Raw genomic sequence first — 13,242 nt, forward strand, 5'->3', positions numbered from 1 at the left:
GTCGCGTGACCGCGACTCGACCCTCTCCCGCTTCGCAGGAGAGGACTCACGTCCCCCGCGGCTTGGCCTTTCGCGTCGCCTCGGCCACCCGCGGATCCTCCGGCCAGGGATGGCGCGGATAGCGTCCGCGCATATCCGAGCGCACCGACGCCCATGACCCACGCCAGAACCCCGGCAGATCCCGCGTGACCTGCACCGGCCGGTGTGCCGGCGAAAGAAGGTGCAGAACCAGCGGCACCCGCCCGCCCGCGAGCGCCGGATGCGTGTCGAGGCCGAACAATTCCTGCACCCGGATTTCGATCGACGGCTCCTCGCCGGAATAGTCGACGACAACGCGCGAGCCGGTCGGCGCCTCGAAATGCGTTGGCGCCTCCACATCGAGGCGACGCGACAGGTCGTAGGGCAACAGGGATTTCAGCGCCGCATCCAGATCGGACGCGCTGATCTCGGAAAGCGAAGCCTTGCCCGAAACAAAGGGCGCAAGCCAGGTCTTGGCCTCCATCGCCAGCGCCTCGTCCGACACGTCGGGCCACGGCTCGCCCTCGGCGCGGCGCAGGAAGCCGACCCGGTCGCGCCATTGATCGAGCGATTTCGTCCAGGGCAACCGCTCGATACCGGCCAAGGCGATCCCGGCGGCCAGGGCGCGGGCGCCTGCTTCGTCGCGCGGAGGCGGCTTAGGCGCGTCGGCGAGGACAAGCGCGCCTAACCTCTTCGTCGATCGCGCCCGCAAGGCCATGGCCGAGGCGTCGAAGGTGATCTCCTCGCCTTCCCGGATCGCCCCCCCGAACATGACCTCGACCTCACCGCGCTCGATCGCGGCTGCCAGCCTGATCCGCCCCGTTCCGGCAGCCCCTGCCAGCTCGGCGATCGCGATGAAAAGCTCCCGCGCCAGCGCTTCGGCCGGATCGATGCTCGCGCCGCGGCCGTTCGCGAGGCGAAAATCCCCGGGCTTGCCGCGCGCCTGGGCCACACGATCCGGATAGGCCCGCGCGAGGAGCGCACCCACGCTCGGCGGCTCGGCCGGCCGGCGATCATCCTTCATCAGACCAGCCGCCTCCGAAGCCCAGGCCTTTGCAAGCCGGCGAGAATCCTCGGCCCGGCTGGATCGGTCGCGGCGGAAGAGATCGAGACGATGCGCAAGGTCGGTGCCGTCGCCTCCGAGGCCACGCTCGACGAGGAGGAGCGCAATCTCCGCCGCCTCTCGTTCCGCGCCGATGGACGCTGCATCGAGCACCATGGCTGCGAGACGCGGTGGCAGCGGCAGACGGCGGATTTTCGCGCCGCGCGAGGTGATCCGGGCGTCGGCATCGAGCGCGCCGAGTTCCATCAGAAGCTTCCGCGCCTCGGCGACGGCAGGCTCCGGCGGCGGGTCCAGCCAGGCCAGTTGCCGGATATCGGAAACGCCCCAGGCCGCGAGATCGAGAACGAGTCCAGCCAGATCGGCCGCGAGCATCTCCGGCTGCTGGAACGCCTCGAGGCTCCCCGTCGCAGCTTCTTCCCAGAGCCGGTAGCATACACCGGGCTCGGTTCGTCCCGCGCGGCCGCGCCGCTGATCGGCCGCCGCGCGCGAGACACGGACCGTCTCGAGCCGCGTCAGCCCGAGCGCGGGCTCGAACGCCGGCACGCGCGCCAAGCCGGCATCAATGACGATGCGCACGCCCTCGATGGTCAGGCTGGTTTCCGCGATCGAGGTCGCGAGCACGACCTTGCGGCGGCCGGGCTGCGAGCCCCGAATGGCGCGATCCTGTTCGCGCGGATCGAGACCGCCATGCAGTTCGACGACGTCGACCGGTCCGCCCAATTGCTCGCGGAGCCGTTCCCCCGTGCGGCGGATTTCCGCCTGACCGGGCAGGAAGACCAACGCGTCGCCATCCTCCTCGCCGAGCGCGCGCCGCACGGCCGAGGCCGTCTGGTCCTCGATACGGGCGCGCGGATCGCGGCCGAGATAGCGTGTCTCGACCGGGAAACTGCGCCCAAGACTCTCGATTACTGGCGCGTCGTCGAGCAGCCTGGCGACCCGGGCGCCATCTAGCGTGGCCGACATCACGAGCACGCGCAGGTCTTCCCGCAGGCCCTGCTGGGCGTCGAGCGCGAGCGCCAGTCCGAGATCGGCGTCGAGAGAGCGTTCATGGAATTCGTCGAACAGCACCGCCGCGACTCCGGAAAGCTCCGGATCGTCGAGGATCATCCGCGCGAACACTCCCTCGGTGACGACCTCGATCCGTGTCCTGCCACTGATCTTCGAGCCGAGGCGCACGCGCAGGCCCACCGTCTCCCCGACCTGTTCGCCGAGCGTTGACGCCATCCGCTCCGCCGCCGCGCGGGCCGCCAGCCTCCGGGGTTCGAGCAGGATGATTCGCCCGTCGCCGCGCCAGTCCTCGTCGAGCAGGACGAGCGGCACACGCGTCGTCTTGCCCGCGCCGGGCGGGGCGACGAGCACGGCCGCGTTCCGCTGTGCAAGCGCAGCGGTCAGGGCCGGCAGGGCGTCGTCGATGGGGAGCGTCTGGTCGAAAGCGCGCACGCGCCGCATCAAGCGCAGCGCGGCTCCGGACGCAAGGCTCAGCCGAGCTCGGCCAGCAGGAATCCCACGACGAGCATCGCGACGACGATGATGATCAGCGTCGGCCCGTAATTCGACCAGAGCTCACCGATCGCCGAATCGCTCGGCACGATCATCGGCTCCGGTGGGTGGGTCGCCGGCGCTGCCGGAATATCGCTGCTATGGTCGGGATGCGGCACGGGGCCGGGAGCATCGGGATCGTCCGCCGTACCGAGACGGATCGTGCTGCGGGGTTTTCTTGCCTGGGCCATGGTCAAATGATCCGACAGGGAGCCTAGATGAATTCATCCAGGCTCCCTGCCGTTCCATTTCTGGATCAAGCTCTAGTGGTCCACGCAGGGCCGCTTCACTTTTCTATCCCCGCCCCGGCATTCCCGCGCCTCGGTTTAAGCCGGTATTTCTTCAGTGCATCCGTGGAAGCGCGCACCGGCACTCCAGGCGGCAGACGAGCGGTAAAGTTCCTGCGTCAACTCCGGACAAGCCGGTCCCCAGCCGTCACGCTCATACAGGGCGCGATTCTTGTTAACCATGAGGATATTGAAGCGCTTTGAGCGGTCAACGATTCGTATCCGTTCATGGCCTCAATCTGAGTCAAATCGGCGCACCGTTGCCCAAAAAGCAAAAGGCCGGGCATTGGCCCGGCCTTTAGGACTCGATCGTGACCCGAGGATCAGTCGTCGCTGCGGATCGACGTCGCCTGACGGCCCTTCGGCGTCTCGACGACCTGCATCGTGACGCGCTGGCCCTCGTTGAGTCCGGCCATCTGCGAACGCTGCACGGCGGAGATGTGGACGAACACGTCCTTGCCGCCGTCACCCGTCTCGACGAAGCCCATGCCCTTCTCGACGCTGAACCACTTCACGGTGCCGGACATCTCGGTCGAGGGACCGAGATCGGGAGGACCGCGACGCGGACCGCCACCACCGAAGCCGCCACCGCCACCACCGCCGAAGCGGTCGCCGCGATCACGGTCGCCATAGCCGCCGCCACCGCCGCCGAAGCGCTCACCGCCACCGCCACCGAAGCCGCCCGGACGGCGCGGAGCCTCGGCCGTGGCCGTGCTCTCGTCGACCGAAACGACATGGGTGATCTGGCGGCCCTTCTGGCCCTGGCCGACATGCACGCTCATCGTCGCGCCCGGAGGAACCGAGTCGCGGCCGATCGCCTGCAGCGCCGCGATGTGCAGGAACGCATCGCCGGAACCGTCGGAAACCTCGGCGAAGCCGTAGCCTTTCTCGCCGTTGAACCATTTCACCGTCGCAGCGACCGGGGCACCGGTCGGCTCGGGAGCCGAGAAGCTCGGGCGGGCACCGAAGCCACCGGCGCCGCCTCCACCACCGCCACCGTAAGGCGAACGCGGGGGCTGGTATTCGCTCGGGCCGCCGAAATCATCGTCAAAACCACGCCGGCCGCCGCCCTTCGGCCTGAAATCCTTACCTCTACCCATTAGACCCGTCCCCCGTCCTTCGGGGTCCTGGCCCCCTGTATTTCGGCTGCGCGCTTTTTCGCCGCCACTTCAGTCACTACATCTGCCGCGCATGCGCGCCCCGGCGGCAGCCGATCGTCAAGCATTCACCTATCCCAACCTGCAGTCGAGGTTACGATGATAACCGCAGGCCGCGTTCGGATGAAGCGGAAAAATCCACCAAAACGGCCCAAACGGGCGGCAAATCGCGATAAATTACCTAGTCGTGATGAATTGGGCCGGTTCTGAGCGACTTTGTCTTGGAACGACGGGCCTTTTCATCGCGCCTTTTTCGCTTCTCGGAAAACGGAGTCCGCGTCACCACACGCGGAGCTTGTGGAACTGCTGCCTCCCGAATGAGCGCAATCAGTCGTTCGCGGGCATCCTCGCGGTTCCGCTCCTGGGTCCGGAATCGCTGTGCCAGGATGACGATAACGCCGTCACGAGTCAGTCGTCTTCCGGCCAGCCGCTCCAGCCGCGACCGCACACCCTCAGGTAGAGAAGGCGAATTCCGGACGTCGAAGCGGAGCTGCACGGCGGTCGAGAGTTTATTGACGTTCTGCCCGCCCGGCCCGGCCGAGCGTACGAAACTCTCGTCGAGTTCGCCCTCGTCGATCGCGATCGTGCGGGTAATTTGGATCATTTCAGGCGAGAGATCAGCGCCTGGGCGGCATGAGGATTGCGGATTTTCGCGCCGGCGATGAAGTAAATGAAGCAATCGCGCTGTTTTGCTTTCGGCGCGGGCTCGATCAGGTCGAGATCGTCCGGCGCACCGCCCTTGGACCAGGTCTCGACCCGCTTCGCCCACGCATCCAGCTCGCTCCCGGAATAGCCGGTCTCCTCGTCCTCGACGCTTTTCTGCAACCGGGCGTAGACGAAATCCGCCGTCGGATCGGCTATCTCCGGATATTCGTCTGAATGTGCGTAGACCAGCGCCGCATTGTGCTTGCGCAGCAAAGCGAGGAATTCCGGCGTCTTGAAGCTGTCGTGCCGAGGCTCGATCGCATGCCTGAGCAACACCCCGTCGGCCTCCTTCGGCAGCAGGTCCATGAAGGCCGCAAAGTCGTCGGGATCGTATTTCTTGGTCGCCGCGAACTGCCAGAGGATCGGCCCGAGCTTCGGCCCGAGTTCGGAAATGCCGCTTTTCACGAAAGTCTCGATCGACGGTCCGGCCTCGGCCAGCACCCTTCGGTTGACCGCATAGCGGGGTGCCTTGAGCGAAAACACGAATCCGTCCGGCGTTTCGTCCGCCCAGGACTTGAACGTCTTCGGCGCCTGCGTCCGGTAGAACGTGCCGTTGACCTCTATCGAGGTGACCTGTCGGCTGGCATGTTCCAATTCCCGGGAATGTGCTAGCTTCTCAGGATAAAAGGTCTTGCGCCACGGCTCGAACGTCCAGCCGCCAATGCCTATATAAATCGCCATAACGCCTGCCTCTAACCCGCCAAATTCATTAACCAATGCCCTCGGTGGTATGCAATATACGCATGCCAAACCTGCGAAGTCCGGCGTTGAGGGCGACAGGGGCTATTCTCTATATTCCTTCTCGTAGCGACAGTTTTGTTGCTGCTGCCCTCTTTGGGCGTTTCCTCCCTAGACTTGGGCCGTTCGCTCTTGCGGACGGCCTCTTTCTTTTCAGGCCTGCCGCAACGCGGTCGCCTCTACCCTCAAGCGCACGATCCGTCGTAAGAGCGATGTCCCAGAGGGACCGCATGCGCTTCATCATCCCGCTCGCCGCCGCATTTGTCACCTTGTCTCTGTCCGCGCTGGCACAGGACGCGCCACCCGATATCCACGCCCGCGTAGACGATCTCGTCCAGCGGATGACGCTCGACGAGAAGATCGGCCAGTTGAATCTGATCGGCGCCGATCTCGCGATAAACGGCGACCAGGTGCAGCGCGGCGCGACCGGCGCGCTGATCGGCTTTCTCGATACACCGACCATGGCGCGCTTGCAGAAAGAGGCGCGCGACAGCAGGCTCGGCATCCCCGTCCTCATCGGCCTCGACGCCGTTCATGGCTTCCGGACCCTGTTTCCGCTGCCATTGGCCGAAGCCGCCAGCTTCGACCTCGATCTCGCCCGTAGGACTTCTGAACTCGCCGCCCGCGAAGCCTCGATCGCCGGCGCGAACTGGACCTATGCACCAATGGTCGATTTCAGCCGCGACGTGCGGTGGGGCCGGATCATCGAGGGCTCGGGCGAAGACCCGTTGCTGGTCACGCAATTCGCCAAGGCCCGCGTCGAAGGCTTCCGCAAGGGCGGCCTGGCGGTCAGTCTCAAGCATTATGCCGGCTACGGCGCGGTCGAGGCCGGCCGCGATTACGAGCAGACCCCGATCCCGCCCGCCGAGCTCTGGGACCTGCATCTGCCGCCTTTCCGCGCCGGCATCGAGGCGGGCGCGGAAAACGTCATGAGCGCGCTGACCGTGCTCAACGGCATCCCGGCCTCCTCCAACCGCTGGCTGCTGGACGACGTCCTTCGCCGCGATCTCGGCTTCGACGGCATGGTCGTCTCGGACTGGGCGACCGTGCCCGGCATCGTGAAACAGGGCACTGCCGCGAACGATGCCGATGCCGTCGAGCAGCAGATCATGGCCGGCGTCGACATGGACATGACGAGCGGCGCCTATGCCCGCGAGCTTCCCGCGCTCCTTCAATCCGGCCGCGTCCCGATGGCCCGCCTCGACGAGGCCGTGCGCCGCGTGCTGACGATGAAAGCCCGCATGGGCCTTTTCGAGAAGCCGCCCGTCGATCCGGCGGCCGCGGACAAAGCTGCCGTCACACCGGAGATGCGCGCGGCAGCCCGCGACGCCGCCGCCCGGACCTTCATCCTCCTCCGCAACCATGGCAATCTCCTGCCGATCCGGCCGGAGACGAAGCGCATCGCACTCATCGGCCCCTTCGCCGACAACCCGCTCGACCAACTCGGCCCCCACGAGGCGCGCGGCCGCGCCGATGAAGCGGTGACGATACGGACGGGTCTAACCGAAAGGGCGAACAAGGCAGGAGCCGAAATCGTCTACGCGCAGGGTTGCGACGCCAAATGCGAAACCGAGAACGGCTTCGCTGCCGCCATCGACGCCGCGAAGAGTGCCGACCTCGTCGTCACCGTGCTCGGCGAGAAGATGGAGCATTCGGGTGAAGGCGCGAGCCGAGCGACGCTCGATTTCCTCGGCAGGCAATATGCCCTGCTCGACGCGCTGATCGCGACCGGCAGGCCGGTCGTCCTCGTCATCAATGGCGGCCGCCCGCTCGACATCACCCGCTACGCAGACCGCATTCCCGCGATCCTGATGACCTGGTTCCCTGGCACCGAGGGTGGCAATGCGGTGGCCGACGTTCTGTTCGGCGATATCGCCCCCTCCGCCAAACTGCCGGTCTCGTGGCCGCGCAGCGTCGGGCAAGTGCCAATCCATTACGACCGCGTCGCCGTCGGCCGCCCGGCCTCGGACGGCAACCGCTTCGCGCTGCGTTATCTCGATCAGGATCTCGCGCCGCTCTACCCATTCGGCTACGGCCTTACCTACACGGGCTTCGCCTATTCGGACCTCGCGGTCACGACGCCCTCGCTGCCTGTCACCGGCACCGTCGAAGTCCGCATCCGGCTGACGAACACCGGCCAGCGCGAGGGCACCGAAATCGTTCAGCTCTACGTCCGCGACGAGGTGGCAAGCCGCGCCCCGCCGATGCGACGGCTCAAGGCGTATCAGCGCGTGACGCTGAAAGCGGGACAGGCGCAGGACGTGACGCTCCGCCTCACCGCGTCCGATCTCGGCTTCCATCTCGACGACGGCACCTATGTCGTCGAGCCCGGCCGCTTCAAGGTCTGGGTCGGCACGAATTCCGACGCGACGCTCGAAGGCTCGTTCGAGCTCACGTCCGGCCTCCGCCGCGCCACGAACGAAAGCGGCGGCCCGTAGGCCGCCGCTCCATTCCTCCTAACAGCGTTACGACGACGACCGCGAACCGGTCGTCGTCGCGCTCACGCCGCTTGTCGAAGAGGCCTGCGACGAGCCGCTGAGACGTTCCTCGGTCTGCGAGACGCGCAGATTGTTCTGCACGTGATTCACGCCGGAGATCCGCTCGGCGATGTCCTCGGCGCGGCGGCGCTGCAGCCGGTTCTCGACCGTGCCGCTCAACGTCACCTCGGCGCTCGACACCTTCACGTCGATCTCGGAGGCATCGATGAACGGGTCGTCGGTCAGGCGATCATTGATGTCCTCGCGGATGCGATCGTCGGAGCGGCGATAGCTTTTCGGGCCCCGCCCCTGATGGCGCATGTCCTGCCGCGCGTCCTCGCGGCGGCGGCGCTCGGCCTCCTCGCTGCCGAACCAGGATGCCACTTCGTCGGAGGCGCGATCCCAGAGGCCGCGGTCCTCGTCACGGCTGAAGCGGTCGCGATCGCGGTTGAAACCGCCGCGGTTCGACCAGTCCGAACGGAACTCGTTGCCGTAACCAAAATCCCGGCCATACCGAGCCCGGTCATAGTCACTGCGATAGCCATAAGAGCTCTCGCGCGGACCGCCTAAGTTGCGGCCATATTCGCCGCGACCCCAGTCCGAATTGTCTACGCCGCGGCCGTAATCGCTGCGCCCGAAAGGGCCGCCGAAATCGTCGTCCCGATCATAGCTGCCGTACCTGCGATAGCCGCTCGAGCCGTATTCGCCGCTGGCGGACACGCCGCGCGGGCTGCGAGCCCGGTAATTGGTCAGGCCTTCCTCTCCGTAGCCACGGCCATAATCGTCCTCGGAACGCTCGTCCCGGCGATAAAAGTCGCGTTCGCCGCCCGGACGACGACGTGACCACTCGCTGCGCAAGTCGTCATTCCATCTGTCGCGATCTGCCATAACAGCCTCCGAATTTGGGATTGTCTGGTTCTGGAATCTTTTGGATATGAGTCCACGTCCTCGACGAGGACGTTCTCGGAATCAACGTCGCCCGCCGAGGTGGGTTCCTCGCGAATTGCGACTTCACGAGCCCTCGGAGGCGGCCTTTTTCGGCTTGTCGATATGCGCGTCGGAGAGATGCTCGGTAGTCTCCGGCGTCTCGGCCGCAGTCTCTTCCGAATGGTCGTCGGTGTCGCCCTCGGGCGCGGAGGATTTGGCCTCGCGCAGCGCTTCCTCATCGCCACCCGGCTCGCTCCAGAGCCGCTTGCGGACCTCCGCCGGGTTCATTTCCGGGCGTCCACGCAATTCTTCTTCGCGTCTGCGGTCGTCTGCCATCTGGGCCTCCCTGTCGTGCAAGGAGAACCATTGGGAGTGGCGTGGGGTTTCATGGCGTTCCCCGGACAAGTGCGCAGCGACAGCCGTCATCCTCCGGCTTGACCGGAGGATCCATTTTTGAGCGTCGGTATGGATGCTCCGGTCAAGCCGGAGCATGACGGCACCTACGGACTGACCCAGTTCTCGCCCGCAAGAGCGGCGCGACGCACGTAATCGAGCACCATCTCGGCAAGCGTATCCACGTCGGTATCGACCGTCTCGAGCCGAAGCTCGGGCTTCTCCGGGCGCTCATAGGGCGCGGACACGCCGGTGAAATCCTTGATCTCGCCGGCCCGCGCCTTGGCGTAGAGGCCCTTCACGTCGCGCCGCTCGCATTCCTCGATCGGGGTATCGACGAAGATCTCGATGAGCTCTCCCTCGCCGAGGAGGTCGCGCACCGCTTTCCGCTCGGCCGCATAGGGCGAGATGAACGAGCACAGCACGATCAGGCCGGCATCGACGAAGAGCTTTGCCACCTCGCCGACGCGACGGATATTCTCGTCGCGGTCGGCTTGGCTGAAGCCGAGGTCCTTGTTCAGCCCGTGGCGAAGATTGTCGCCGTCGAGCATGTAGGTGTGGTGGCCAGCGGCATGGAGCTTGCGCTCCAGAAGCCGCGCGATCGACGACTTGCCGGAGCCCGACAGGCCGGTGAACCAGAGTACCAGCGGCTTCTGGTACTTGATGCCCGCGCGCGCCGTCTTGTCGAGCGCCAGGTCCTCGCGGTGGACGTTCGTCGCTCGGCGGAGCGAGCGGACGATCATGCCGGCCGCGGCGGTCTCGTTGGTCGCGCGGTCTACGAGGATGAACGCACCCGTGCCGCGGTTCTCCTCATAGGGATCGAACGCGACAGGCGTCGCCGTCTGGATCTCGCACACCGCGATCTCGTTCAGCGTCAGCGACGAACCCTGCTGATGGGCCAGCGTATTGACGTCGATCTTATAGCTGATGCCGGTTACCGTCGCCGGCGCCCAGCGCGTGCCGACGCGCAGCATATAGGAGCGGCCGGGCTGGAGCTGGGTCTCGCTCATCCAGAGCACATGGGCGGTGAAGCCGTCGGCAACCTCCGGCCGGTCCTGCGGCTCGCACAGCACGTCGCCACGCGCGACATCGACCTCCTCGGCCAGGACGAGCGTCACCGCATCGCCCGCGACCGCCCTGTCGAGATCGCCATCGGCGGTGACGATGCGCGTCACCTTGGTCGTCTTGCCGGAGCCCGCGACCAAAACCGGATCGCCGGCCTTGATGGAGCCCGAGGCGAGCGTGCCGGAGAAGCCGCGGAAATCGAGGTTCGGCCGATTGACCCACTGCACCGGGAAACGGAACGGCGCGTTCTCGGTCGTTGCGCCGATCTCCACCGTCTCCAGGTGCTGGATCAGGCTCGGCCCGCGATACCACGGCGTGTTGGCTGAACGCTCGGTGACGTTGTCGCCGAACCGTGCCGATAGCGGGATCGGCAGGATCGAGGTGAAGCCGAGATTCTGCGCGAACGACGAGAAGTCGGCGACGATCCTCTGGAACACCGTCTCGTCGTAGTCGACGAGGTCGATCTTGTTGACCGCCAGGATGACGTTCTTCACGCCGAGCAGCGAACAGATGAACGCGTGGCGCTTGGTCTGCACCAGCACGCCGCGACGGGCGTCGATCAACAGGATCGCGAGTTCGGCGGTCGAGGCGCCGGTCGCCATGTTGCGGGTGTACTGCTCGTGGCCGGGGGTGTCGGCGACGATGAACGAGCGCTTCGGCGTCGCGAAGAAGCGGTAGGCGACGTCGATGGTGATGCCCTGCTCGCGCTCGGCCTCCAGGCCGTCGACGAGAAGCGCGAAGTCGATCTCCTCGCCGGTCGTGCCGTGCTTTTTCGAATCCTTCTCCAGGGTCAGGAGCGTGTCTTCGAAGATCGTCTTCGATTCATAGAGCAGCCGGCCGATCAGGGTCGACTTGCCGTCGTCCACCGAGCCGCAGGTGATGAAGCGCAAGAGATTGCCGTCGCCGGCCGGCGTGTTGAGCGCAAGGGTGCGGGTCGCGAGCGCGGTATCCATCAGAAATAGCCCTCGCGCTTCTTCTTCTCCATCGAGCCGCTTTCGTCGGTGTCGATCAGCCGGCCCTGACGCTCCGACGTGCGGGCGATCATCATCTCCTCGACGATGTCCTCGACTGTCACCGCATCGCTCTCGATCGCGCCGGTCAGCGGATAGTCGCCGAGGGTACGGAAGCGGACTTTTCTCATCTGCGGCTGCTCGCCCGGCTCCAACGGCAGGCGGTCGTCGTCGACCATGATCCAGGTGCCCGAGCGCCAGACAACCGGCCGCTCCTTGGCGAAGTAGAGCGGCACGATCGGGATGTCCTCGGCGAGGATGTATTGCCAGATGTCGAGCTCGGTCCAGTTCGAGATCGGGAAGACGCGGATCGATTCACCCTGCTTGATGCGGGTGTTGAACAGGTTCCACAGCTCCGGCCGCTGGCCGCGCGGGTCCCAGGCGTGGTTCTGGTTGCGGAAGGAGAAGATGCGCTCCTTGGCGCGGCTCTTCTCCTCGTCGCGGCGGGCGCCGCCGAAGGCCGCGTCGAAGCCCCATTTGTCGAGGGCCTGCTTCAGCCCTTCGGTCTTCATCACCTGGGTATGGACCGAAGAGCCGGACGCAACCGGATTGATGCCGCGCGCCAGCCCTTCCTGATTGATATGCACGCGCAACTCGAAGCCGAGCCGCTTCGCCTCGGCCTCGCGGAAGGCGATCATCTCGCGGAACTTCCAGGTCGTGTCGACGTGCAGGAACGGAAACGGCGGAACGCTCGGATAGAAAGCCTTCATCGCAAGGTGGAGCATGACGCTCGAATCCTTGCCGATCGAGTAGAGCATCACCGGGTTGCGGAACTCGGCCGCGACCTCCCGCATGATGCCGATCGACTCCGCTTCCAGACGCTTCAGATGTGCATGCACGGGCAAAACCACAGACGGCAAATGTGAAGCAGGGGACATAGTCGCTTCCCGCTTCACATGCAATCGTGCGGATTATTCGATATACACAGAATAAAACTGTTATTTCGCCTGTACGACTTCCTTGTTCTTCAGCCCGTCGCGGCTGTGGCGGAGCGATAAAGTCCCATCCGGCTGGGCACGTAATTGCTCGGGAACGAGGCTGCCGACATCGCCCTTGCCGATCGTCGTCCCGCCGTCGACGAAGAACAGCGCCCCGGTGACATAGCTCGCCTCGTCGGATGCCAGGAACGCATAGACATTGGCGATCTCCTCCGGCGTTCCGCGCCGCGCCAGAACGGTGCCTGCAACGATTCCCTTCTCCATGTCGGCGTCCATCGGACCCGTCTCCTTGTGCGTCCAGGCGGTATCGATCGGGCCGGGGCAGACGCAATTGGCGCGAACGCCGTACTTCGCCTGCTCGACCGCGAGGCCGCGCGTGAAGGAATGGACGAAGCCTTTGGTGCCGCCATAGGGCGCGTTCATCGAGAGACCGATCTCGCCGGATTCCGACCCTGCGGAGACGATGTTGCCCCGCGTCTTCTGGAGATGAGGCAGTGCGAATTTCGACATCAGGAACATCGAGCGGATGTTGTTCCGGATCGTCTCGTCGAACTTCTCGATCGGGTAGTCCTGCAATTCGCCGGTCGCGACGAACACGCCGGCATTGTTCACCAGAACGTCGAGCTGGCCGAAATGGCCGATAGCCGCGTCGACACAGGCCTTCGCCACGTTCTCGCGAGAGAGATCGCCCAGATGCGTCTCGACCTTGCCGCCGAAATTCTTCTCCACCGAGCGGGCCACATCCTCGACCGGGTCGGTCGGCAGGCCGGACAGGAGGAGTCTGGCACCTTCCTTCGCGAACTTGTGAGCGATCGCCTCACCGATGCCGGTCCCGGCTCCGGTGACGATGGCGACTTTTCCTTCGAGACGTCCGGGCATGGGGTGATTTCCTCGTCGTTATGCGCCCACCACCCACGGCCGAAAC

General features: G+C 65.6%; 11 protein-coding genes. 1 reads left to right on the top strand and 10 read right to left on the bottom strand.

Annotation, left to right across the window (positions count from 1 at the left end):
* Nucleotides 1–46: 46 nt before the first annotated feature.
* The 5 genes from hrpB to ACFPFW_RS05855 all read right to left on the bottom strand — a co-directional run bounded on the left by hrpB (nucleotide 47) and on the right by ACFPFW_RS05855 (nucleotide 5,450).
* A complete protein-coding gene (hrpB, locus tag ACFPFW_RS05835) occupies nucleotides 47–2,530 on the bottom strand; it encodes an ATP-dependent helicase HrpB (RefSeq protein WP_114957021.1) in 2,484 nt (827 codons plus the stop codon).
* A 29-nt stretch (nucleotides 2,531–2,559) separates the two neighbouring features.
* Nucleotides 2,560–2,811 carry a hypothetical protein gene (locus tag ACFPFW_RS05840; RefSeq protein WP_114957022.1) on the bottom strand — a complete coding sequence of 84 codons (252 nt, stop codon included), beginning with the start codon at nucleotides 2,809–2,811 and terminating at the stop codon, nucleotides 2,560–2,562.
* A gap of 419 nt (nucleotides 2,812–3,230) precedes the next feature.
* Nucleotides 3,231–4,007: a cold-shock protein gene (locus ACFPFW_RS05845; RefSeq protein ID WP_114957023.1), complete on the bottom strand. Its 777-nt coding sequence runs from the start codon at nucleotides 4,005–4,007 to the stop codon at nucleotides 3,231–3,233.
* Nucleotides 4,008–4,245: 238 nt separating this feature from the next.
* On the bottom strand, nucleotides 4,246–4,668 hold the full coding sequence (gene arfB / locus ACFPFW_RS05850; protein ID WP_114957024.1) for an alternative ribosome rescue aminoacyl-tRNA hydrolase ArfB: 423 nt from the start codon (nucleotides 4,666–4,668) through the stop codon (nucleotides 4,246–4,248).
* Nucleotides 4,665–5,450: a DUF72 domain-containing protein gene (locus tag ACFPFW_RS05855; RefSeq protein WP_114957025.1), complete on the bottom strand. Its 786-nt coding sequence runs from the start codon at nucleotides 5,448–5,450 to the stop codon at nucleotides 4,665–4,667. The genes arfB and ACFPFW_RS05855 overlap by 4 nt, the downstream gene beginning before the upstream one ends.
* Nucleotides 5,451–5,737: 287 nt before the next feature.
* Here ACFPFW_RS05855 and bglX point away from each other — a divergent pair, with 287 nt between their 5' ends.
* On the top strand, nucleotides 5,738–7,945 hold the full coding sequence (gene bglX, locus ACFPFW_RS05860) for a beta-glucosidase BglX (RefSeq protein ID WP_162799670.1): 2,208 nt from the start codon (nucleotides 5,738–5,740) through the stop codon (nucleotides 7,943–7,945).
* Between the two features lie 27 nt (nucleotides 7,946–7,972).
* Here bglX and ACFPFW_RS05865 read toward each other — a convergent pair whose 3' ends face one another.
* From ACFPFW_RS05865 to ACFPFW_RS05885, 5 genes are all read right to left on the bottom strand, one after another.
* On the bottom strand, nucleotides 7,973–8,872 hold the full coding sequence (locus ACFPFW_RS05865; protein ID WP_114957027.1) for a BON domain-containing protein: 900 nt from the start codon (nucleotides 8,870–8,872) through the stop codon (nucleotides 7,973–7,975).
* A 123-nt stretch (nucleotides 8,873–8,995) separates the two neighbouring features.
* A complete protein-coding gene (locus tag ACFPFW_RS05870; RefSeq protein WP_114957028.1) occupies nucleotides 8,996–9,247 on the bottom strand; it encodes a hypothetical protein in 252 nt (83 codons plus the stop codon).
* 164 nt (nucleotides 9,248–9,411) lie between these two features.
* Nucleotides 9,412–11,322 carry a sulfate adenylyltransferase subunit CysN gene (gene cysN, locus ACFPFW_RS05875; protein ID WP_114957029.1) on the bottom strand — a complete coding sequence of 637 codons (1,911 nt, stop codon included), beginning with the start codon at nucleotides 11,320–11,322 and terminating at the stop codon, nucleotides 9,412–9,414.
* Complete coding sequence (gene cysD / locus ACFPFW_RS05880; protein ID WP_114957030.1) at nucleotides 11,322–12,257, bottom strand: sulfate adenylyltransferase subunit CysD; 936 nt, start codon at nucleotides 12,255–12,257, stop codon at nucleotides 11,322–11,324. The genes cysN and cysD overlap by 1 nt, the downstream gene beginning before the upstream one ends.
* Before the next feature lie 60 nt (nucleotides 12,258–12,317).
* The gene (locus ACFPFW_RS05885) at nucleotides 12,318–13,196 is read right to left on the bottom strand and encodes an SDR family NAD(P)-dependent oxidoreductase (RefSeq protein ID WP_114957031.1); all 879 of its coding nucleotides are present in this window, start codon (nucleotides 13,194–13,196) and stop codon (nucleotides 12,318–12,320) included.
* Nucleotides 13,197–13,242 lie beyond the last annotated feature (46 nt).

It is taken from the genome of Flaviflagellibacter deserti (assembly GCF_042652085.1).
Classification (GTDB): Bacteria; Pseudomonadota; Alphaproteobacteria; order Rhizobiales; family Methylopilaceae; genus Flaviflagellibacter; species Flaviflagellibacter deserti.